At 43.2% G+C, this 22,201-nt stretch carries 19 protein-coding genes, 2 pseudogenes and 1 riboswitch; of the genes and pseudogenes, 18 read left to right on the top strand and 3 right to left on the bottom strand.

What is annotated here, in order from left to right; all coding sequences use genetic code 11:
* Positions 1–2: 2 nt before the first annotated feature.
* Positions 3–284 carry a hypothetical protein gene (locus QZV86_RS04750; protein ID WP_295624558.1) on the bottom strand — a complete coding sequence of 94 codons (282 nt, stop codon included), beginning with the start codon at positions 282–284 and terminating at the stop codon, positions 3–5.
* Positions 285–583: 299 nt separating this feature from the next.
* Here QZV86_RS04750 and QZV86_RS04755 point away from each other — a divergent pair, with 299 nt between their 5' ends.
* Positions 584–2,020 carry a glutamate--cysteine ligase gene (locus tag QZV86_RS04755; RefSeq protein WP_295624560.1) on the top strand — a complete coding sequence of 479 codons (1,437 nt, stop codon included), beginning with the start codon at positions 584–586 and terminating at the stop codon, positions 2,018–2,020.
* Positions 2,010–3,029, top strand: coding sequence for a M14 family metallopeptidase (locus tag QZV86_RS04760; protein ID WP_295624562.1), 1,020 nt, complete (start codon positions 2,010–2,012; stop codon positions 3,027–3,029). The genes QZV86_RS04755 and QZV86_RS04760 overlap by 11 nt, the downstream gene beginning before the upstream one ends.
* Before the next feature lie 62 nt (positions 3,030–3,091).
* Here QZV86_RS04760 and QZV86_RS04765 read toward each other — a convergent pair whose 3' ends face one another.
* Complete coding sequence (locus tag QZV86_RS04765; protein WP_295624564.1) at positions 3,092–4,207, bottom strand: transglutaminase family protein; 1,116 nt, start codon at positions 4,205–4,207, stop codon at positions 3,092–3,094.
* A gap of 91 nt (positions 4,208–4,298) precedes the next feature.
* On the opposite strand from QZV86_RS04765, the gene QZV86_RS04770 reads away from it, so the two are divergent.
* The 13 genes from QZV86_RS04770 to rng all read left to right on the top strand — a co-directional run bounded on the left by QZV86_RS04770 (position 4,299) and on the right by rng (position 18,929).
* Positions 4,299–5,012, top strand: a complete 714-nt coding sequence (locus QZV86_RS04770; protein ID WP_295624566.1) for a dienelactone hydrolase family protein — start codon at positions 4,299–4,301, stop codon at positions 5,010–5,012.
* A gap of 272 nt (positions 5,013–5,284) precedes the next feature.
* The gene (metK, locus tag QZV86_RS04775) at positions 5,285–6,448 is read left to right on the top strand and encodes a methionine adenosyltransferase (RefSeq protein WP_295624568.1); all 1,164 of its coding nucleotides are present in this window, start codon (positions 5,285–5,287) and stop codon (positions 6,446–6,448) included.
* Positions 6,449–6,506: 58 nt separating this feature from the next.
* Positions 6,507–6,583, top strand: a riboswitch (S-adenosyl-L-homocysteine riboswitch).
* A 16-nt stretch (positions 6,584–6,599) separates the two neighbouring features.
* Positions 6,600–8,033 (top strand): adenosylhomocysteinase, encoded by a 1,434-nt coding sequence (gene ahcY / locus QZV86_RS04780; RefSeq protein WP_295624570.1) that lies wholly within the window; start codon positions 6,600–6,602, stop codon positions 8,031–8,033.
* A gap of 130 nt (positions 8,034–8,163) precedes the next feature.
* Positions 8,164–9,021, top strand: coding sequence for a methylenetetrahydrofolate reductase [NAD(P)H] (gene metF, locus QZV86_RS04785; protein ID WP_295624572.1), 858 nt, complete (start codon positions 8,164–8,166; stop codon positions 9,019–9,021).
* A gap of 172 nt (positions 9,022–9,193) precedes the next feature.
* Complete coding sequence (locus QZV86_RS04790; protein ID WP_295624574.1) at positions 9,194–9,883, top strand: hypothetical protein; 690 nt, start codon at positions 9,194–9,196, stop codon at positions 9,881–9,883.
* A 93-nt stretch (positions 9,884–9,976) separates the two neighbouring features.
* Complete coding sequence (folD, locus tag QZV86_RS04795; RefSeq protein ID WP_295624576.1) at positions 9,977–10,837, top strand: bifunctional methylenetetrahydrofolate dehydrogenase/methenyltetrahydrofolate cyclohydrolase FolD; 861 nt, start codon at positions 9,977–9,979, stop codon at positions 10,835–10,837.
* Positions 10,838–10,874: 37 nt separating this feature from the next.
* Positions 10,875–13,535 carry a pyruvate dehydrogenase (acetyl-transferring), homodimeric type gene (gene aceE, locus QZV86_RS04800; protein ID WP_295624578.1) on the top strand — a complete coding sequence of 887 codons (2,661 nt, stop codon included), beginning with the start codon at positions 10,875–10,877 and terminating at the stop codon, positions 13,533–13,535.
* Between the two features lie 91 nt (positions 13,536–13,626).
* Complete coding sequence (gene aceF / locus QZV86_RS04805; protein ID WP_295624580.1) at positions 13,627–14,952, top strand: dihydrolipoyllysine-residue acetyltransferase; 1,326 nt, start codon at positions 13,627–13,629, stop codon at positions 14,950–14,952.
* 30 nt (positions 14,953–14,982) lie between these two features.
* Complete coding sequence (nadD, locus tag QZV86_RS04810) at positions 14,983–15,660, top strand: nicotinate-nucleotide adenylyltransferase (RefSeq protein WP_295624582.1); 678 nt, start codon at positions 14,983–14,985, stop codon at positions 15,658–15,660.
* The gene (gene rsfS, locus QZV86_RS04815; protein ID WP_295624584.1) at positions 15,657–15,983 is read left to right on the top strand and encodes a ribosome silencing factor; all 327 of its coding nucleotides are present in this window, start codon (positions 15,657–15,659) and stop codon (positions 15,981–15,983) included. Before nadD ends, rsfS begins: the two co-directional genes overlap by 4 nt.
* A 33-nt stretch (positions 15,984–16,016) precedes the next feature.
* A complete protein-coding gene (gene rlmH, locus QZV86_RS04820) occupies positions 16,017–16,487 on the top strand; it encodes a 23S rRNA (pseudouridine(1915)-N(3))-methyltransferase RlmH (RefSeq protein ID WP_295624586.1) in 471 nt (156 codons plus the stop codon).
* Between the two features lie 109 nt (positions 16,488–16,596).
* The gene (locus QZV86_RS04825; RefSeq protein ID WP_295624588.1) at positions 16,597–17,214 is read left to right on the top strand and encodes a nucleoside triphosphate pyrophosphatase; all 618 of its coding nucleotides are present in this window, start codon (positions 16,597–16,599) and stop codon (positions 17,212–17,214) included.
* A gap of 260 nt (positions 17,215–17,474) precedes the next feature.
* A complete protein-coding gene (gene rng, locus QZV86_RS04830; protein WP_295624590.1) occupies positions 17,475–18,929 on the top strand; it encodes a ribonuclease G in 1,455 nt (484 codons plus the stop codon).
* Between the two features lie 124 nt (positions 18,930–19,053).
* Here the strand turns inward: rng and QZV86_RS04835 are convergent.
* Positions 19,054–19,660 (bottom strand): annotated as a pseudogene (locus QZV86_RS04835) (IS3 family transposase); the annotation flags it as partial.
* A gap of 325 nt (positions 19,661–19,985) precedes the next feature.
* On the opposite strand from QZV86_RS04835, the gene QZV86_RS04840 reads away from it, so the two are divergent.
* From QZV86_RS04840 to QZV86_RS04850, 3 genes and pseudogenes are all read left to right on the top strand, one after another.
* On the top strand, positions 19,986–20,459 hold the full coding sequence (locus QZV86_RS04840) for a BON domain-containing protein (protein ID WP_295624592.1): 474 nt from the start codon (positions 19,986–19,988) through the stop codon (positions 20,457–20,459).
* Positions 20,460–20,469: 10 nt separating this feature from the next.
* Positions 20,470–21,612, top strand: coding sequence for a DUF1207 domain-containing protein (locus QZV86_RS04845; protein WP_295624594.1), 1,143 nt, complete (start codon positions 20,470–20,472; stop codon positions 21,610–21,612).
* A gap of 297 nt (positions 21,613–21,909) precedes the next feature.
* Positions 21,910–22,201, top strand: a pseudogene (locus QZV86_RS04850) (IS5/IS1182 family transposase); the annotation flags it as partial.

Consider the following 22,201-nt stretch of genomic DNA (forward strand, 5'->3'; position numbering starts at 1 on the left):
TGTCAAATCGATACGCCACAATTTTCCTGTTTGATCATTTGTGTACAAGTGCTCAGAATCGCTTGGGGCAAAAACCGCCCAATTGGGTGCATCAGGCCAGTTGCAATTTGTTTCAATCGTAATCGAATAGAGCCTTTCTGAATCGGGTTTGGGATAGGATTATCTAGGCGCTCTCCCGCAGAATTTACTGCAACTTCGGCAGCTTTTAGTGTTGTATTGACTGCTAATCCACTGGTTGCAATGCTCAACAATAATAAAGTGAATATTGGATGATGAAATTTCATTTTGAAATTCCCCATAGATGGAATTCAGTTTGCAGATTATTTCTCAAATACCATTAAGTTAGCGTGAATACAGTGGTTTTACTATAGAAGAAAATGGTTGCCACTGAAAAAGAAAATTTTATCCTGCTGTTATTATCAGCATCATTGATTTGAACTATGCAGGCAGTTGTCATCAAGCGAAATCATGGATGAGTGATCGTTTTGACCTGATTACCAATCTTTGCTACATTGCTTTAGGGTGATGAAACTGTCATCTTACTTGTATTCGATGGATTCACACCTTTACTATGGATTTATAGATGGGCCAAGAGATTTCCCAGACGCATTTTAATGAACAAACCTTTAAAGAATATAATCATCGTTTACAGAATGAAGCGGAATTACTGCAAACTCAATTAGCTCAAGGATATTTCTCGAATGTTGGCGAGATTTGCGGGTATGAGCTAGAATTTTGGCTGATTGACCACAATTATTTTCCGTCCCCAATTAATCAAGCTTTTCTGACCCGCCTTAACAATCCTTTGGTGGTGCCAGAGCTTTCTTGTTTTAATGCGGAACTCAATGGGGTTCCTCTGCCGTTAAGTGGGGATGTGCTATCGGAAATTTTCAAGGAGATCAGTCAAAATTGGCAGCAATGTCAGGAAGTTGCGCATGGAATGGATAGCATGTTAATGATGATTGGGATTTTGCCCACTGTGCGGCAAAAAGATCTGAGTCTTGCGAATATGTCCGATCTTAAACGTTATCGCGCGTTAAATGAACAGGTGGTGATGCGGCGGGTTGGCCGGCCACTTCGTATTCGAATTAAGGGGCGTGAAAATCTGGATATCCATCATCCCGATGTGATGATGGAAGCTGCTGCAACATCATTTCAGCTTCACTTGCAATGCGCTCAACGCAATGCAGTTCGTTATTTCAATGCATCCATCATAGCGGCCGGGCCTTTGCTGGCTGCGGCAGGAAATTCTCCCTTCTTGTTTGGCGCTGACTTATGGGATGAAACGCGTGTACCATTATTTGAGCAATCGGTCGAAATCGTTGACGAAGCAAATTTTGAAAATCATCGCGTCAGTTTTGGGCAAGATTACGCGCGAGAATCTTTGTTTGAGTGTTTTGCACATAATATTGCAACGCACCCGGTCTTGCTTCCTATGTTAGTGGATACCCCGCCTCAACAGTTTGAACACCTGAGACTACACAATGGGACCATCTGGCGTTGGATTAGGCCTTTGATTGGTTTTGATCCCGATGGTACCCCGCATTTACGCATTGAGCAGCGCGTATTACCGGCCGGTCCGACCATTGTCGACATGATGGCAAATGCGGCCTTATATTTTGGATTAGCTCGTTTCCTCGTGAGCATGCACGATGCACCCGAGTCGCGGCTCAGTTTTAAGCAAGCACGCACTAATTTTTATGCTGCGGCACGTGAAGGATTGCATGCACAGATGGGATGGTGGGATGAGAGAGCCACTGACGCAAAAACGCTGTTGCTGGAGGAAATTTTACCCATGGCGCGACAAGGTCTAAGAAGTTTGAAAGTTGATAGAATCGATATTGATCATTATCTGGGCATTATCGAAAAGCGGACACAGTCTGGCCAAACCGGTGCTGTTTGGCAGCGAGCTTATCGCCAGAAATATCAGGCAGACAATCTGCAACTTGTTGCTGCTTATCTTGAGAGACAGCGCACTGGTGCGCCTGTGCATGAGTGGGGGTATCAGCATGTTGACTGAGTTGAATAGTTTGCCGGAGGATTTGCTGCAAGTTGAAGCTACAGAGCTGCATACCATTTTACCCGGCCCAACCTTGATTCACCTTCCTGGACGTCAGGGTGCGCCATTGTTTGTATCCATTTTGCTCCATGGCAATGAAGATACCGGGTTGAAAGCGATGCAGGAAGTATTAAAGAAATATCAAAATGCTTCTTTGCCGCGTGCACTTTCACTTTTTGTAGGCAATGTGGACGCTGCGCGTCAAGGTGTGCGGCGTCTGGAAAAACAATTGGACTATAACCGAATCTGGCCAGCAGGAAGAGATGATACGGCTCCAGAACACCGCATGGCACGGAAGGTGACCGAAATAATGGCGCAGCGTGGCGTATTTGCAAGTATTGATATTCATAATAACAGTGGATTAAACCCCCACTACGCGTGTATTAATCGTTTGGATAATGCCTTTTTGCACTTGGCAACCATGTTTTCACGCATTGTTGTATATTTTACTTCTCCCAAGGGGGTTCAGTCTGAAGCCTTTGCTTGCCTTTGTCCGGCAGTGACCTTGGAATGTGGGAAACCTGGAGGAAAAAGTGGCGTGGATCATGCCGCAGTTTTTGTCGAGGGCGCATTACATCTGTCTGATTTCCCAAAGCACCCAGTTGCCAAACACGATCTTGACTTGTTTCATAGTGTGGCTGTGGTTACTGTGCCGGAAACTGTCAGCTTAAGCATTGGCGCCGGCGTATCCGATTTATGTTTGGAAGAACGTATTGATCAATACAATTTTCGTGAATTAAAGACAGGTACACGGTTGGGGCGCGTGATAGATGAGAATCTAATCCCGCTTTGTACCCGCAACGCAGCTGATCTTGATATCAGCGATTATTATTTTGAAATCAAAGCGGGAGAGTTAATGACTCGGCGTCCTGTCATGCCCGCTATGCTTACGCGAGATATCAGGATTATTCGCCAAGATTGCTTATGCTATTTGATGGAACGCTTGGGAACGCTTCCCATCGAAACCTGATATGATTTTTGTGGCAGGGTCTAGTTGCTCAGGCCGGAGCGTTGGCCATAATGTCAGAGTGTTTAAAACTTAATGCCCGTTCCAACAAGCTCCGCAGAAGTGATTTTGTACGAAAAATTCTCATGATCCAGATTATCTAACGAGTTTCCATCAATTTCTGCATGTGGATACATGAAGAAAGGAAGTTTTCCAGAACTATTAGGACTAAGCGCTAGATCTTCGGCATGATTAAATGCCAGCCAATTCATTTCCCAGGAACCGAAGAATTGTTCTCTGAGTTGAACGATTTTTGGATCATCCAGTGCCAGACCACCTAGTTTTGATACTTGCAGGACATCGGACGGATTGACTGGTATCCAACCACGTCCTGCCAGAAAAAATTCCGCACGGCAATGCTGAGATTGACTGATATCACCATATTGCCCAATACTGTCATGTAAATCCGAATCGTTGATGCGGATTCCATACTGGTTTCGTGCTGGAATATCAGTTGCTTTTACAAGTGCGACAAACAACGAATTGAGATCAACGCATTTTCCATTGAGTTCATTCTTTTCGAGCATGTATGTGACATTGCCTTGCCCGCGTCCACGAGTGTTTTCATTATATTGTGTATTATCGATTATCCAGTCATAAATAGCTCTGGCTTGCTCTAATGGAGTCGCGGCGTTTTTCTCCTTGATAATTGAGTGTGCGGTTTCGCGCACAATGCCATTAGTTTGCTTCAATTGGGTTGGATTAATATAATTCCTGATACTATTCGGTAATGCTGGGCTTTTATTTTCTGGGTAAAGTGTTGGATCAATAGCGTGGTGAACCGTCTTGACAATACAGTTGACAGTGACATGCCGCTGATCGCTTTGCTGCTTACCATGCCACACCGCATTAAATATGGGAAATGGATCTGCGCCTAACGTAGAAAATGAAGCTTTAGTCGCATTGCCATACCAGTTGTTACCTTGAGTAAATTGAAAAACCGTGTCTGAGTCGTTGCTGTCGGGTAATGGAAGCCATAAATGAGCAGATTTGCCGCTAGCTGGAAGCACAATTTGGTAGGATATACGATAACTGGCCCATTTGCTGTAATCGGAAGAGAGTAGTTGTGTCGCGATGGAAGGTGAAACAGAAAGCGACAGTGCACTGGTTCCGAATAGTTTTATAAAGTCTCTGCGTCTCATAGCTTCCTTTGTGCCTAACACTTAAAATTAAGTTGAGCAGATTCTATCCTATCAATTTATTATGTCAATGTGACAAGAGTTATTGTTTTATATGATAGCTAATACAACTAATTTTTTACCTGCCATTGAGATTGAAACAAATCCTAGCCCCATTTATGCCATTATTTGGTTACATGGACTGGGTGCCGATGGGAATGACTTCGTGCCCATTGTCAATGAGCTAGAGTTATTAACCGAGAAGCCGATTCGATTTGTTTTTCCACATGCACCGGAACGCCCAGTTAGTATCAATAATGGATATATTATGCGCGCTTGGTATGATATTTTTTCTTCTGATTTTAGTTGTCATCAAGATGAGCTGGGTATCCGTGGCTCGCAAGTTGCAATAACTGCCTTGATTGAAAGGGAAATGCAGCGCGGTATATTAGCAAAAAATATTTTCCTGGCAGGATTTTCTCAAGGAGGAGCTCTGGCATTGCATGTTGGGTTACGTCATCCTTTGCCATTGGGCGGGGTTGTCGCATTATCATGCTACTTGCCGCTTGCTGAAGCTTTTGCGACAGAGGCCAGTGTAATGAATGCTGCGATACCCATATTCATGGCGCATGGTAGTTCTGATATGGTAATCCCTATCGCAAATGCGATTGCTTCGAAAGAAAAGTTATGCGCCGCTAATTATCGAATCGAGTGGCATGAGTATCCAATGGCACACTCCGTGTGTGGGGAGGAGGTTGTCGATATCAGTAATTGGTTACAACGCGTCATGAATGATGGCCATCAGGATGCAGATCAAAGCCAAGTTTGAATGCATCCGTAAAACCGAACATAGATCATAATATTATCGCTGTGATTGGCTGAATCCCAAAATGCAATCAGGTATACTTAACAGGCTGTCGGAAAACGTTCTCAAAGAAATCGATACAAAGTAAGAGTGGGTATAGAAGCGCTGTTTATATTTGATAAATGTGCTGCGTTTTGTGCCCGCATATTTTTTATGCTGTACGGCGATGTAGAAAGTTTCTCAACCATCTTCCTTCAACGTTGCGCCACTTTTCAAAATTTTAATTATCATAAACTATGAGTGAATATCTTTTTACGTCTGAATCTGTTTCTGAAGGACACCCTGATAAGGTTGCTGATCAAATTTCAGATGCTGTATTGGATGCGATTCTGAGTCAAGACGCTAATGCACGAGTCGCATGTGAAACGCTATGTAGTACTGGCTTAATTGTATTATCGGGTGAGATAACAACGCACGCTTCTGTGGATTATAATATTATTGCACGTGAGACGGTCAAGAATATTGGTTACACCAGTTCAAATATAGGCTTTGATTCAATCACTTGTGCTGTTCTGACTGCTTTTAACAAACAATCCCCGGATATTGCTCAAGGCGTCAATCGATCAGAAGAAGAAGAAATGGAGCAAGGTGCAGGTGATCAGGGTTTGATGTTTGGATTTGCTTGCAACGAAACGCCGCAGTTAATGCCGATGCCTATTTTTTATGCGCATCGCTTAGTTGAACGTCAAGCTGAGCTAAGAAAGAAGGGACAATTGGCTTGGTTGCGTCCGGATGCCAAATCGCAAGTGTCGGTACGATACCAAAACGATAAACCAAAAAGTATTGAGACTGTCGTAATTTCAACTCAGCATGATCCGGATGTTTCGCGCCAAACATTGACTGAAGCGGTGATTGAAGAAATTATTAAACCTGCGTTGCCGTCTGAATTGATCAGTAATCACACTAAGTATTTGGTCAATCCAACCGGGCGTTTTGTTGTTGGTGGTCCGATGGGTGATTGTGGATTAACCGGGCGAAAAATCATTGTTGATAGTTATGGTGGTTCGGCACATCACGGTGGCGGTGCTTTTTCTGGAAAAGATCCATCCAAAGTTGATCGGTCAGCAACTTATGCTGGGCGTTATGTCGCAAAGAATATTGTGGCTGCTGGAATTGCCAGTAAATGTGAAGTGCAAGTTGCCTATGCTATCGGTGTTGCACGGCCCGTTTCGCTAATGGTCAATACATTTGGTACTGGCAAGATAGCTGATGAAAAGATTGGGCAATTGATAGAAAAGCATTTTGATTTGCGTCCTCGGGCTATAATTCATGCGCTTCATCTACTACGCCCAATCTACGCGAAGACTGCGGCGTATGGGCATTTTGGGCGTGAACTCCCTGAGTTTACTTGGGAGGCCACGGATAAGGCTGCGCAATTACGTATCGATGCTGGGTTATAAGTTTTAGTTATATTCTCATTTTTCTTTTTTATTAATAAGACTTAATCAATTCTTCCCCTGTGGTGAGGAGCGCTGCAACGGCTTGTTCCGTGAGGCTCATCATGGCGGGTACAGTTACAACGGCGCTCGTTCATACTTTGAGGAGATAATTATGAACGCTGTGCTTAATCCCGACGGTAGCTTCTTTACTGACTATAAGATTGCTGATATCTCATTGGCAGAGTGGGGACGTAAAGAAATTGCGATCGCCGAGACGGAAATGCCAGGTTTAATGGCATTGCGCAATGAGTATGCAAATCAGAAACCACTGGCAGGTGCATGCATTGCAGGTTCTCTGCATATGACAATCCAGACTGCTGTATTAATTGAAACATTAGTGGCGTTAGGTGCAGAAGTACGTTGGGCGTCCTGTAATATTTTTTCTACTCAGGATCATGCAGCTGCAGCTATTGCTGCCCAAAATATTCCAGTTTTTGCCTATAAGGGTGAATCTCTGAGTGATTATTGGGAATATGCTCATCAGATCTTTGAGTGGTCGGTTGATGGGCTATCACATGGCGCCAATATGATCTTGGATGATGGTGGCGATGCCACACTATTGCTCATTCTGGGCGCTAAAGCTGAGAGAGATCCTGCGGTGATCGCAAATCCGGGCAACGAAGAAGAAACTGCTTTGTTTGCTTCGATTAAAAATAAGTTGGCTTCACGGTCAAACTGGTATTCAACGAATCTTGCTAGGATACGAGGTGTAACAGAAGAAACCACGACTGGGGTGCACCGATTATACGAAATGCATAAAAACGGAACGCTGCCGTTTCCAGCATTTAATGTAAACGATTCTGTCACCAAGTCAAAGTTTGATAATCTTTATGGTTGTAGAGAATCGTTGGTTGATGGCATCAAGCGGGCAACAGATGTAATGATTGCCGGAAAAATTGCTGTGGTTTGCGGTTATGGAGATGTCGGTAAAGGTTGCGCTCAGTCGTTACGTGGTTTGGGAGCAACGGTGTGGATTACCGAGATTGATCCTATTTGCGCATTACAAGCAGCAATGGAAGGCTATCGCGTTGTTACGATGAACGATGCTTGTGATCAGGCGGATATTTTTGTGACTGCAACGGGTAATTTGCGCGTAATCACGCATGATCATATGTTGAAAATGAAGGATCAGGCGATAATCTGCAATATTGGCCATTTTGATTCGGAAATCGATATCGCTTCTATTCAGAAATATGAATGGGAGAATATCAAGCCGCAAGTTGATCATGTTATTTTCCCAACGGGGCGGCGTATTATTGTGCTGGCGCAGGGTAGATTGGTCAATCTGGGATGCGGCACGGGACATCCCTCTTTTGTTATGTCCAGTTCATTTACTAATCAGGTATTGGCGCAAATGGAGTTGTGGCAGAATGGCGCGAATTACCAAAAGAGTGTCTATGTATTACCGAAACGACTGGATGAAAAAGTTGCGCGATTGCATATAGGTAAGCTTGGAGTGAAACTTACAGAACTGACGGATGAACAAGCAAAATATTTGGGCCTAGATAAGAATGGCCCTTATAAGCCTGAAATGTACCGATATTAATCATTTGAACAGAGGAGCAATTAATTTTTTCTGGTTTGATTGTTCCTCTCGCTGATAAAGATCTCCCAAAACCAGGGTGATAAGTATCAGTGTCAATAGTGTTAATATTACAATTCATAGGCTTGCATTGATGGACTCACAAAAAAAATTTTCTCCAACTTTCAGTTTTGAGCTTTTTCCACCACAAACTCCACAAGGTATCGAGAAATTGCGGCTTACACGTCAGCAGCTGGCACAATTTAATCCCAAATTTTTTTCGGTAACCTTTGGTGCAGGTGGATCAACACGCGAGCGGACGTTTGAAACAGTACTTGAAATTCAATCGGAAGGGCATGTGGTTGCGCCGCATCTATCATGCATCGGTTCAACGCAGCAAAATATTCGAACTATTCTAGAAAAATATTCTGAGATTGGCATCCGCCACATTGTTGCCCTACGCGGTGATTTGCCGTCGGGAATGGCGCAAGCTGGAGAATTTCGTTATGCCAGTGAACTAGTCGCCTTTATTCGGAAAGAATTTGGCTCGTCATTTCATATTGAGGTGGCCGCGTACCCGGAATACCACCCGCAAGCTCGATCTGCGCAAACGGATTTTGAGAATTTTAAGCGTAAAATTGATACTGGTGCAAATTCGGCGATTACTCAGTATTTTTATAGCGCTGATGCCTATTTTCATTTCGTTGAATCTTGTGAGGCAGCGGGGTTAGATATTCCGATAGTACCTGGAATTATGCCGATTAATAAATTCTCTCAGCTTGTCAGATTTTCAGATACTTGTGGCGCTGAGATTCCCCGGTGGATTCGCAAGAAACTGGAGGGGTATAGCGATGATAGCGTGTCAATCCAAGCATTCGGTTTGGATGTTGTGACGAATCTCTGCGAGCGCTTATTAAAAGCTGGTGCGCCCGGGTTACATTTTTATACATTAAATTCAGCCAACCTAACCTCGATTATTTGGCAGCGGTTGAATCTTCAAGAATATGCTTAGTAATTTTTATCTATTTCTTTAATCTAATCAAAAACCAATGTGATCTTCAGAGAATTAGGTTCAAATTGTGCATCGGTAATGCATTCGGAATGATCTTTTTTCCTGTTTGGGTAAGCCGGTATATAATATGCATCAATGTTCTGATTAAAATAAAAAAGTACGAGGTTATGAAATGAATGAGAAAAATACCGCTGCTGATAAGCCAGTTGTGGAAACGCTAGCATCAGAGATTATCACTTCAGATGTTTCGACAGTGGATGCATGTATCGCACATGCTAAAGAAGTTAAGGCTACACAGCTTGAGCTAATAGCAAGCAAGAATTATGACTTTGCGCCAGAATTTTACGAAATGACAATTCAACTGTACTTGTTCGGTGCAATGTGGAAATTTGCAGAAAACTTAGGGAACATCGAGGATGCACGTGAGTTAGCTTTTGCAGCATTACAAACGATGCTAATTCAGGACAAATTGCCTCAACAGAAAGCGATCAAGCGTGTCGATTTTCTGAGAAAAATGTCCAAACTGGAAGATGATCACAATGCCTTGGCAGTAGCCATTGGTTATGAATCTGAGATGGGCGACAATAGCTTGGCTGAAGTATTTGATCATTATGTTGACGATACGCAAGTCTCTGGTGCCTTCTGGCGATTGTATGACCGCGGTCGGAAAATAATGCTTTATGGTGGTTTGTTAATAGCCTTTCTGGTAATTTGGTTTGTAACCTTGTTTATGCCGGGAAATAGCACGATTGCAATTCTTGCGGCAGGACTTATTTCGGCAGCGCTTTTTGTTATACCGGTATTCTTAATCGGCATCTTTATGTATCGTGCAAAAATTAAAAAAGCAAAACAAGTTAATTAACTTTGAAGCATGACTGTCAATAAATATGCTTCATGTTTTCCAATGTATAGCATTAAATTCACCGTAATGGATCAACTGGCTGCTGACAAATAGATGGATACTCATATTCTTGATGGCAAGAAAGTAGCAGAATTGGTGCGCGCTGAGTGGAAAGTTCGTGCTGACAAACTTGTTCAGTTAGGCGTAAAGCCAGGACTGGCCGTGATTATCGTTGGCAATAATGCGGCATCCGCAATTTATGTTAGAAATAAAATCAAAGCATGTGGCGATATTGGTATTTATTCTGAAGTACATAGTTTTCCAGAGAATGCAGCACAGGATGAAGTCTTGGCGTGTATTCAATCGCTCAATGAAAATCCACATATCCACGGTATTCTAGTCCAATTGCCGCTCCCAGCGCATTTTGAAAATAATCGCGTCATAACCTCTATTGCCACTGAGAAAGATGTGGATGGTTTCCATCTCTATAACGTTGGCGCATTAGTTACTGGAAACACCGCATTCTCACCCTGTACTCCCTATGGGGTGATGGTAATGCTGGAAAAGAACCATATTCCAATAGAAGGTCAGCACGCAGTAGTGGTTGGGCGCAGCAATATTGTTGGAAAACCGATGGCACTGATGCTATTAGAGCAAGGCGCTACAGTTACTATCTGCACTTCGAAAACACGTGATTTGTCGCAATTTACTAAAAATGCTGATATTTTGGTAGTCGCAACAGGGAAACCGCGCATGATTACTGCTAAAATGGTAAAACCAGGGGCTGTAGTTGTGGATGTGGGCATTAATCGATTGCCGGATGGTAAGCTCTGCGGCGATGTCGATTTTGAATCTGTCAAAGAAATTGTCAGTTACATTACACCAGTTCCTGGCGGAGTAGGGCCGATGACAATTACCATGCTGCTGTGTAACACCATCTTGGCTGCGGAACGTGCTCAGGCCAGTATTAAGTAATTTTAAGCCAATTAACCTTTAATGAGTGTCCTTGGAAATGGAATTACAACCCGATATTGATCCGCAAGAAACACAGGAGTGGCTGGATGCGCTGGATTCAGTTATTGTTAGTGCTGGCGGGGAGCGTGCTCACTTTCTGCTGCAAAAGCTGATTGAAAAAGCACGCCGCTCGGGTGCTTATTTGCCTTATAGCGCTAGAACTGCTTATATCAACACCATTCCGACTGGCAAAGAAGCGCATTCACCGGGCAATAACGCGATCGAACACAGAGTTCGCTCGTATGTTCGCTGGAATGCCATGGCGATGGTGCTGCGTGCCAATAAAGAAACCAATGTTGGTGGACATATAGCAAGTTTTGCATCAGCCGCAACGCTCTACGATGTCGGTTACAATCACTTCTGGCATGCGCCGAGTGAAACTCACGGCGGAGATTTAGTTTATGTGCAGGGGCACTCCTCCCCAGGTGTTTATGCGTATGCATTTCTGTCTGGAGAATTAAGTCAGGAACAGCTGGATAATTTTCGTCAAGAAGCCGGCGGAAATGGATTGTCTTCTTATCCGCATCCTTGGCTAATGCCCACTTTCTGGCAATTCCCAACTGTTTCAATGGGATTGGGCCCGTTAATGGCGATTTATCAAGCACGATTCATGAAATACCTCGGTAGCCGGGAAATGGTTAACACCGAAGGACGGAAAATCTGGGCATTCATGGGTGATGGTGAAATGGACGAGCCTGAATCGCTCGGTGCAATTTCATTGGCATCCCGTGAGAATTTGGATAATCTCATTTTTGTAGTTAACTGTAATCTTCAGCGTCTGGATGGGCCAGTGCGAGGAAATGGCAAAATTATCCAGGAGTTGGAAGGTGCGTTTCGGGGTGCTGGTTGGAATGTGATCAAAGTGATTTGGGGATCCTATTGGGATCCTTTATTAGCCAAGGATACTAAAGGCTTATTGCAGAAACGCATGATGGAATGCGTGGACGGAGAATATCAGAACTTTAAGTCGCGCGACGGCGCATACGTGCGTAAGCACTTTTTTGGAAAATACCCTGAATTATTGGAAATGGTTGCCAATATGTCGGATGATGATATTTGGCGGTTAAACCGGGGTGGGCATGATCCCTATAAGGTATATGCAGCTTATGCAGCGGCGGTCAAACATACCGGTCAACCTACCGTAATACTCGCTAAAACTATTAAAGGGTATGGTATGGGTGAAGCCGGGGAAGCGCAAAACATTACGCATCAGCAGAAAAAGATGGGAACCACGTCACTCAAAGCTTTCCGTAATCGTTTTGGTTTGGATATTCCGGATGACAAGATAGACGAAATACCTTATCTCACGTTTGCTAAAGATTCTCCAGAATTCACTTACATGGAAGAGCGACGTAAAGTGTTGGGAGGTGCTTTTCATCGCCGTAAAACCAAGGCGCAATCATTACAAGTGCCGCCATTATCCACTTTTGAATCATTACTGAAAGCCAGTGCAGAGGGGCATGAATCGTCAACGACCATGGCTTATGTGCGTATTCTGAATATTTTGGTCAAAGATAAAAAAATCGGTAAGCATGTCGTCCCGATTGTTGCCGATGAGTCGCGCACCTTTGGTATGGAAGGTATGTTCCGACAATTGGGGATCTGGTCATCGGTGGGTCAATTGTATACGCCGCAAGATGCCGATCAACTGATGTATTATAAAGAAGACAAGCATGGACAGATCCTGCAAGAAGGTATTTGTGAAGCGGGCGCAATGTCGTCCTGGATCGCGGCTGCGACATCTTATAGTACACATGGAATTCAGATGATTCCATTTTTTATTTTTTATTCCATGTTTGGCTTTCAGCGTGTTGGTGACTTAGCTTGGGCGGCCGGAGATATGCGTTGTCGCGGCTTTTTACTGGGTGGGACAGCAGGTCGTACGACATTGAACGGTGAAGGGTTGCAGCATGAAGATGGACATAGTCATATCGTTGCGTCAACAATTCCTAATTGCGTATCGTATGACCCGGCATTTGCCTATGAGCTGGCTGTCATTATCCAGGATGGATTGCGCCGGATGTGTCAAGAGCAAGAGGATATTTATTACTATATTACAGTAATGAATGAAAACTACTCGCATCCTGAAATGCCTGTTGGTGCTGAGAAAAATATTCTGCGGGGTATGTATTTGTTCAAGCCAGGAAATAAAAGCAGCAAAGGGCCACGTGTTCAGTTATTAGGGGCGGGAGCTATACTGCGCGAAGTGATCGCAGCTGCCGAAATACTCAAGCAGGAATATAATGTTAATGCTGATATTTGGGGTGTCACCAGTTTCAATGAACTAAGGCGTGAGGCGCTGGGTGTTATGCGTTGGAATATGTTGCACCCTACGCAGCCGGCTAAATTGTCTCATGTAGAAAATTGCCTTAAAGGACGTAAAGGGCCTGTTGTTGCGGCAACCGATTATATGAAGATTTATGCCGATCAAATTCGCGAATTTGTTCCTGGACGATATTGTGTTCTTGGAACAGATGGTTTTGGGCGTTCTGACACGCGTGAAAAATTACGGCATTTTTTTGAAGTGGATCGTTTTTATATTACCGTTGCAGCGCTCAAAGCCCTATCGGAAGAAGAGAAAATTTCAAATAAACAGGTTGCGGACGCCATAAAGAAATATGGCATTGACCCTGAGAAACCTAATCCCGCGATAAGCTGAGTTTAAAGTGAAGGCGCGAAAGAACATTAATCGTTTAAGTCGAATCCTTGCATTATTATCTCTTTCTAGCGGTGCAATTTGAGGAAAGCATGTGGCTGAATTAAAAAAAGTCTTTATTCCTGATATCGGAGATTTCAAAGACGTTCCTGTTATTGAAATCCTAATTAAAGCGGGCGATGCTGTTAAAGCAGAGGATTCGCTGATTACACTGGAATCCGACAAGGCCACCATCGAGATTCCATCACCCTTCGCCGGTTTGATCAAGGAAATTTTTGTCAAACCCGGAGACAAGGTATCGGAAGGTACAGCGATTTTAACCATCGAATATTCTGGCGAAACAGAAACAGAAACAGAAACAGAAACTCCGCTCCAAACTGCAGCGAAAAAAAACACCCATCAGGATATCGAGGAAGTTGTGCCTGAAGTTGAGGTCAAACCGGACGAGGTTCAGCGAGAGCAAAAAAACGCGCTACAACAGGCATCGACTAAGGACAATGTTTCTTCTAAGGCGCATGCCAGCCCATCAATTCGCCGCTTCGCCCGAGAGCTTGGTGTTAATCTGGAGTTAATTGCAGGAAGCGGTCCTAAGCATCGTATCCTGAAAGAAGATGTGCAGGCTTATGTAAAGGCAGAATTATCAAAGCCTGGAAATGGGAGTTCCGGCGCGGTGCTTGATTTGTTGCCATGGCCCGAAGTAAATTTCGCTAAATACGGGCCCATCGAATTAGAGAGCTTGACACGAATCAAACAAATTTCTGGTGCCAATTTGCACCGGAATTGGGTAATGATCCCGCATGTAACCCAGTTTGATGAGGCCGATATTACTGATTTGGAAGCGTTGCGGAAAAAATCCAACGCAAATCAGAATGGCAGTAAAGTGAAGTTGACTCTGTTGGCATTTTTGATGAAAGCATTGATCACACCGTTAAAGAAATTTCCAGAATTTAACGCATCACTCGATAATAAGTCAGGCGGTGAGGTCAGTTTAGTCATCAAACATTACTACCATGTCGGTTTTGCAGTGGATACCAGTAATGGTTTGGTTGTACCTGTGATTAAAGATGTCGATAAAAAAGGTATTATCGCGATTGCCGAAGAGTTAACTAAGCTTTCTGCATTGGCGCGTGAGAGCAAATTAAAACCCGCTGATATGCAGGGCGCCAGTTTTACTATATCGAGTTTAGGTGGGATTGGTGGGACAGCATTTACACCAATTATCAATGCACCTGAAGTCGCTATTTTAGGAATTTCAAGAGCTGACACTAAACCGGTATATCGAGACCACGAGTTTGTTCCACGTTTAATACTGCCTTTGTCACTTTCCTACGATCATCGCGTCATTGATGGTGCCACTGCAGCGCGTTTCACCACGCACTTGTCAGAAGTGTTGGCAGATATGCGGCTTGCTTTACTATGATATACCCTAAATTTTAAAAGACTGAGACGGATGGAAATTGGCGATAAATTTCCTGTAATCGGGATCTATGGCGGTACATTTGATCCCATTCATTATGGTCATTTGCGTATCGCCGAAGAATTACTCAATAATGCTGGTCTGAAGCGGATTCTTTTTGTTCCCTCCGGTGTGCCTAGGTTGCGAGTTGCTCCTGCCGCATCGAGAGGTCACCGTTCAGCTATGGTGCATTTGGCAATTCAAGATAACACTAAGTTTTCTCTTGACGAGCGCGAAGTAAACCGCCCCGGTGTGAGCACAACAATTCAGTCGCTGCGTGAATTCAGGCGTGAGCTCGGTGATAATGCGGCACTTTGTTTTATTTTAGGGATTGACGCATTTGTTAAGATAGATCAATGGGCGGAGTGGCAGGAATTATTTACGCTGTGTCACATTATTTTAGTTGCCCGCCCAGGCTATGTTTCTATTAACGAAGATAAAGCCTTATCGGCGGAGATAAGGAAAGAATTTTTATCTCGTTCTGTAACGTATGCCGGTAATCTTGAATTACAACCCAATGGTTTTATTTATACCGCCCAGACATCTTTGCTGGAAATTTCAGCATCGCAGATTCGATTATTGATAAAAAATAATAAAAGCATTCGTTATTTGTTGCCAGAGAATGTTGCGGATTATATTCAATCCAATCGGTTATACACCGGAGATTTATGAATTCTGAAAAGCTTATTACGGTCATTACCGATGCGCTGGAGGAAATTAAAGCGCATGATATTGATGTAATCAACGTTGCAAAAATAACTTCGATGTTTGAACACATCATTATTGCCAGTGCGGATTCGACGCGCCAGACAAAATCGTTGGCGAATAATGTGCAAGAAAAGGTTAAAGCTGCTGGAGGAAATGTCTTCAGTGTGGAAGGGGAGCAGACAGGCGAATGGCTGCTGGTTGATTTGGGTGATGTGATCGTGCATATTATGTTGCCAGCCGTGCGTGAATATTACAATTTGAAAGCACTATGGTCCGAGCGGGGTTAGTCTCTACCCGATCATGCACAATTTCTTTAAATTATGAAATGTTTTATACTCGCGGTCGGGCACAAGATGCCCGATTGGGTCAATACGGGTTATCTTGAGTATATCAAGCGCATACCGCGGGAAATTTCGGTAAATTTGATTGAAATAAAGCCGGAGAAACGTGCTGTTGGAAAACCAATCGAACAACTTCTGTGGGCAGAGTACCAGAGGATTCGTGCCGTCTTGCCGCATCATTGTCGCGTCAAAGTTTTGGATGAAGGCGGTCAACAATGGACAACAAAACGATTTGCTAATGAAATGCAAGGATGGATGAATAATGGCGATGCGATTGCTTTTGTTATTGGAGGAGCCGATGGCTTACATAGTGATATCAAACATACCACTAACGAATTGATTGCTGTATCGGAGTTTACCTTACCTCATGGACTTGTTCGGGTAGTATTGGCAGAGCAGCTCTATCGGGCAATATCCATTCTCAAAAACCATCCTTACCACAGAGATTGAAAAGCAGAGATGCACTAAATTCACTTTTCTGTCGCGTTTCAGATACCATAGATAGACCGCTAATAATATTGGAATCCCGCGTTTATTAATTATTACCATATTGATTGAAATGTTTCCTGAAAACCAAATATATCTTGCCTCAAGAAGCCCTAGAAGACGTGAATTATTAAGACAGGTTGGCGTGCGATTTAACCTTCTGATGATGCGTGAAACCTTAGGTCGTGCTATTGATGTCGATGAACAGTCGCTAGAAAATGAAGCGGCTACTGACTATATTTATCGGATTACACAATTTAAAGCTACAGAAGGCTGGAAAAGGCTGTTGCAACGGCGATTACCTGTATTGCCTGTTTTGGTCGCGGATACCATTGTTACGATTGACGGTTGTATATTAGGGAAACCCAAAGATAAAATGCACGCGGAAGATATGTTAAAAACTTTATCCGGGCGATCACATCAGGTATTAACAGCCATTGGTGTTGGAGTCAAGGATAATACTCAAGTTAAACTATCGACTTCAACTGTGCGGTTTCGTGAAATTGGCGAGCAGGAAATACGTCGATATCTGGAAAATAATAATATTTTAGACAAAGCAGGCGCTTATGCAATTCAGGGCGTGGCAGCTGCATTTATTGCTGAGATATCAGGTAGCTATAGTGGTATTATGGGTCTTCCACTGTACGAAACTATACAATTGCTTGAAGAAGTGGGTGTACAAGTTGTTTAGTTTAACAAGCCGTTGAGAACGAACCTATCTGCACATTGCTGCTGTGGTGTTAAAAACAGGCTTAAGATGCTTTTATTATGCAGAAACTGTGCTTTTCCACCTGTTTTTGTCTTGCTTCAACTGCTTCGAAAACATTTTCTAACGGCCTGTTAAATGTCTCGATAAAGATTTATCTTAGGATGTTATGTGAAGGATACCGTATTAATTTTTGGTTTTAAAACTCAATTGCTTGGTTTCAAAAATAATAATACGTATCGGATATGAGTAACGAAATTCTAGTCAATATTACGCCACAAGAAACCAGGGTGGCCATACTCGAACAAGGCGTAACGCAAGAGCTTCATATTGAGCGGACTAGTGGACGTGGCATCGTAGGAAATATTTATAACGGTCGTGTGAGCCGTGTATTACCCGGTATGCAATCGGCATTTGTAGATATTGGTCTTGACCGAGCGGCTTTTTTGCATGTCGCGGATATTCGCGATTCCAGGTCGGAAGATGATGCTTTAAGACCGATCGAGAAGCTTCTTCACGAAGGTAATAGCATCTTGGTTCAGGTGATCAAGGATGCGATAAGCACGAAAGGCGCACGTCTTTCTACTCAAATAAGTCTGGCTGGGCGTTTATTGGTTTATCTACCGCAAGAATCCCATATTGGTATTTCACAGCGTATTGAAGATGATAGTGAACGTGAATTATTGCGTGAGAAGTTGCAGCAAATTCTACCAGAGGATGAAAAAGGGGGCTACATCATCCGAACCATGGCAGAAACTGCGGATGAGAACGATCTCCGTGCAGACTTGGAATATTTGCATCGACTATGGCGCGACATTCAACAAAAATCTGTGACTATCTTGGCGCCCGTATTGCTTTATCAGGATTTGGATCTCAGTCATCGTGTATTACGTGATTTTATTGATGAAGATACAGTCCGTATTCTGGTGGATTCACGTGAAAATTATCAAAGATTGGTTAAGTTTGCGCAAAGCTACATGACATGTATTGCGGAGCGGATAACTTTATATACCGGTGATCGTCCATTATTTGATTTGTGTGCGGTTGAAGACGAAATTGAAAGATCTCTGGCGAACCGAGTTAATTTAAAATCTGGTGGATATTTAATCATTGACCAAACTGAAGCGCTTACCACCATGGATGTCAATACCGGTGGCTTTATTGGTGTGCGTAATTTCGACGACACTGTGTTTAAAACTAATCTTGAGGCGGCGCAGGTCATTGCTAGGCAATTGCGTATGCGTAATCTGGGCGGAATTATCATCATTGACTTCATCGATATGGAATCTGAGGATCATAGAAATGCGGTCCTGTCTGAATTCAACAAAGCATTGATAAAAGATCGTACGCGCATAACTGTTAGCGGATTCAGTTCGCTGGGTTTGGTTGAAATGACGCGTAAGCGTACCCGTGAAAGTTTGACGCAAGTGCTTTGTGAAACTTGCCCAACTTGCCAAGGACGAGGCGAAGTTAGGACGGCACAAACCATCTGCTACGAGATTCTTCGTGAGTTACTTAGGGAATCGAGGCAGTTTAATGCGAATGAATTTCGAATCCTGGCATCACAACAAGTCATTGATTTGTTTCTTGACGAAGAATCTCAGAGTTTGGCTCAGTTGGGCGACTTCATAGCCAAGCCCATAAGCTTGCAAATTGAGGAATCCTACACACAAGAACAATATGATGTGATATTAATGTAGTAGTTTTCTGCGGAGCTCTCGGTTCGATCAGATACCAAATGAACTTGCGATTCCCCGTGGTCTTGCCACGGGGTTGTTTATTGTTAATTTCACCCTTTCCCTGGTAATTTGCATGTTGATTAACATTGTCGAAACAATCACCAATACGGCTCATGCCACCCATAAAGCCATGTATTTTCAGAAGCCGCCGGTATTCTTTACTGGCATATTGCGATCCGTGAGTCCTGCTGTACTATCAGTTCTGCTTGCGACTGGTGTTGCCAGATAGCCATTCTCAAGTTTGAACTGCACGCCGGCTTCCCGCATCAGGCTTCGAGCTTTCCAGCGACCAACCGGATAACCCAACGCATTCAGTGCTTTTACGATTCTGCGGCTGCCGTAGCTATGATTGCTGGAGTTCGCTATGCCTCGAACCGTTTCAAGTATTTCCTCGTGACATTGTTTTTCAGAATAATTGTCAGTGCGCCGGACATAATCATAGTAGGCGCTACGACTTACACCCATCAGTTGGCACATCAAGCCAACCGGGTAGGTCTTCTTCCTTTGGGTGATGAACGAATATTTCACTTCGTTTCTTTCACGAAAAAGACCGCCGCTTCCTTTAGTATTTCCCTCTCCAGTTTGAGCTGCTTGATTTGCGCCTTCAACTGTCGAATTTCTTTCTGCTCCGGTGTCAGTTTCCCATTACCCCGGAATAATTGATCAGCTTTCTCCGCCTGGTATTCCCTGATCCTATATCAACTGGAATGTCCGGTTTCATTAAATCAGGTCACTTACTGACATGGCACCTTTCCTAAGATCTGGACATTTGATTACCGATCCTGAAACTTATTCTCCACTTTGCTTTTAGATTTGACAACACTAGATTTACAAGTGCTGTACAAATTAAAAAATTATAGATTGATCATTATTACTGATGCTTATGTGCGACAGCGAACAGATCACTTTTAATTCGCTCGTTAGAATTCAAATTAATATGTGCTTGATAAACTACCCATAATTTCAATAGAATATAAATGCAGCTGATAGGCTGAAATAAAAAATTAAGGAGAATTTATGATAATTGCAGATAAAAGCGAACAAAACATTTTAATTAAGAGAATTATTATTACTGCTGGTTTGGTTGCTCTTTTTGGTTTGGCAGGTTGCGAGCAAGAGGGAACAGCGGAGAAAATGGGAGAAAATATTGATCGCTCAGTTGAGAATGCCGAACAAAAAATGGAGCAAATTACAGAGCAAGTCGGTAAAGAAGTTAGCGAAGCACGTAATTCGATAGCGGATCAGGTCGAAGAAAGTATTCAGTACCTCGATGACTCGGTTATTACTTCAAATGTACAGGCGGCAATTGTGAATGATCCATTGCTTGAGCTATCCGACATTATAGTGACCACAGTTAATGGAACGGTGCAACTGAGTGGCATGGTTGATTCTCAGGAGCTCATTGATAGGGCAGAAGAAGTGGCTTATTCCCAGAAAGATGTGAAGTCTGTAGAAAACAATCTGATTGTCAAAGTTGCTTTGCCTGAATAAAGCAACAATAATGATTTGTTTGCGATTCATCGCCTTGGTTGGGATCATGCTGTCTAATGCGGCTGTAGCTCAGACAACACCTCCGAATGACGCCTATATTGCTGGCTACGCAACCAGTATGTTACGGTATAAATTGAATTTGGATATTTCATCTCTCATTGTGCAAAATGGAGTCATTATTTTGCCGGAAGATAGTTTAAATATTTCTGATCAATCACGCGTGGTGCAGATGCTATCGGAAATTCCCGGAGTTAATCAGGTTAAAATAGCGCAAATTACAACGGAACTACCAATTGCTACAGCTCCTTCACAGCCCATCCAGCAATTCGCTGATCAAACGGTAGCGATAACGAACACTGATCCCACATTGTTGCCGACAGGCTTGTTGCCCAGTGGTCATTTATTTAAACCATTATTGGCGGATCCTCGCTGGGCTCATTTTTCGGCTTCTTATCGTCATTTCGTAAATGATAACTTTGAGGGAAGAGACATTGGTGCAGTTAGCTTTGGTGAAACGATACCATTCTACCGCGGGAATTTTGGACGTTCACTGGTTCAGTGGGAAGCCGGGCTTCAGGCCGGGGTTTTTAGTGATTTTAATTTAGGTGCTCCATCTGCAGATCTCATTAATACAGATTTTATTGCCTCAGCATATTCAAGCGTACGTGCGAAGCAATTTTCAGCGTTTGGTCGGATTTATCATCAAAGCTCACATCTGGGTGACGAATTCTTGCTGCGCCGAGTAAACTCTGCATTTGAACGAATTAATTTAAGTTATGAGGGTGCTGATCTCAGGCTATCCTATGAATTTCCTTATGGAGTACGCTTATATGGTGGAGGCGGCGGCTTATTTCATAAAGAGCCATCCTCGCTCAAAGTGTGGATGACACAATATGGCATTGAGTTTCGCAGCCCTTGGCGCCTGGATTTTGCACCTGCTCGTCCTATCATTGCAGCTGACTTCAAGAATTTTCAGGAAAATAACTGGAACACTGATGTTTCAGCAAGGGTGGGTGTTGAATTCGATAATTTACAAGTGCTTGGTCGGAAGTTACAGATACTCCTGGAATACTTTAACGGGAATTCCCCAAGTGGACAGTTTCTAAGAAATAATGTGGAATACATTGGGATAGGGGCACATTATCATTTTTGATTTGTATCGAGGTGTTAATGAGAATCCTATCAAAATGCCATAATTACTTAAATAGCAATTGTGATTGCTTTGGAAAGCTGCAATTGTTCTCAATCTGTACTAATCCTCAAGTCTGTTCTAATACACTACGAATAATCCATGAGCCGATAATGTGGCTCATGGATTATTCGCGCGCGATGTGCTCACTAATTAGAGCTTACTCAAAAAGCATAACTAACTGATTGAGTTTAACAATATTGTATTATTTGGTAAAATGGTGCACGTAAATATGTGAATTAACACCAAAAACCGTGCACTATGATTCGTTATATCAGCCAAAAGCAACTGCCACTCGAAGGATTTGATACACCGCCGGGCATGATTCTAGATCCCAATAATCGCTGGGTAAAACTGAGAGATTGTCTACCGTGGGATGAATTGTCCGAGAGTTACTATAAGACGTTATGTTCAAGACTAGGCCGTCCAGCCAAAGATGCCAGAATTGTGATTGGGGCGGTGATTATTAAACATAAATTATCGATCTCGGATGAAGAGACGGTTGAACCTAGACGGACAAAGAAGTCAGTCAAAGCAATTGGTGATGATAACG

Origin of the sequence: uncultured Nitrosomonas sp. (assembly GCF_902826915.1) — a bacterium.
Classification (GTDB): Bacteria; Pseudomonadota; Gammaproteobacteria; order Burkholderiales; family Nitrosomonadaceae; genus Nitrosomonas.

Bases quoted from the DNA above. Each gene is read 5' to 3' on its own strand.
- QZV86_RS04750 (WP_295624558.1), bottom strand. From the start codon at position 284: ATGAAATTTCATCATCCAATATTCACTTTATTATTGTTGAGCATTGCA.
- QZV86_RS04755 (WP_295624560.1), top strand. From the start codon at position 584: ATGGGCCAAGAGATTTCCCAGACGCATTTTAATGAACAAACCTTTAAA.
- QZV86_RS04760 (WP_295624562.1), top strand. From the start codon at position 2,010: ATGTTGACTGAGTTGAATAGTTTGCCGGAGGATTTGCTGCAAGTTGAA.
- QZV86_RS04765 (WP_295624564.1), bottom strand. From the start codon at position 4,207: ATGAGACGCAGAGACTTTATAAAACTATTCGGAACCAGTGCACTGTCG.
- QZV86_RS04770 (WP_295624566.1), top strand. From the start codon at position 4,299: ATGATAGCTAATACAACTAATTTTTTACCTGCCATTGAGATTGAAACA.
- metK (WP_295624568.1), top strand. From the start codon at position 5,285: ATGAGTGAATATCTTTTTACGTCTGAATCTGTTTCTGAAGGACACCCT.
- ahcY (WP_295624570.1), top strand. From the start codon at position 6,600: ATGAACGCTGTGCTTAATCCCGACGGTAGCTTCTTTACTGACTATAAG.
- metF (WP_295624572.1), top strand. From the start codon at position 8,164: ATGGACTCACAAAAAAAATTTTCTCCAACTTTCAGTTTTGAGCTTTTT.
- QZV86_RS04790 (WP_295624574.1), top strand. From the start codon at position 9,194: ATGAATGAGAAAAATACCGCTGCTGATAAGCCAGTTGTGGAAACGCTA.
- folD (WP_295624576.1), top strand. From the start codon at position 9,977: ATGGATACTCATATTCTTGATGGCAAGAAAGTAGCAGAATTGGTGCGC.
- aceE (WP_295624578.1), top strand. From the start codon at position 10,875: ATGGAATTACAACCCGATATTGATCCGCAAGAAACACAGGAGTGGCTG.
- nadD (WP_295624582.1), top strand. From the start codon at position 14,983: ATGGAAATTGGCGATAAATTTCCTGTAATCGGGATCTATGGCGGTACA.
- rsfS (WP_295624584.1), top strand. From the start codon at position 15,657: ATGAATTCTGAAAAGCTTATTACGGTCATTACCGATGCGCTGGAGGAA.
- rlmH (WP_295624586.1), top strand. From the start codon at position 16,017: ATGAAATGTTTTATACTCGCGGTCGGGCACAAGATGCCCGATTGGGTC.
- QZV86_RS04825 (WP_295624588.1), top strand. From the start codon at position 16,597: ATGTTTCCTGAAAACCAAATATATCTTGCCTCAAGAAGCCCTAGAAGA.
- rng (WP_295624590.1), top strand. From the start codon at position 17,475: ATGAGTAACGAAATTCTAGTCAATATTACGCCACAAGAAACCAGGGTG.
- QZV86_RS04840 (WP_295624592.1), top strand. From the start codon at position 19,986: ATGATAATTGCAGATAAAAGCGAACAAAACATTTTAATTAAGAGAATT.
- QZV86_RS04845 (WP_295624594.1), top strand. From the start codon at position 20,470: ATGATTTGTTTGCGATTCATCGCCTTGGTTGGGATCATGCTGTCTAAT.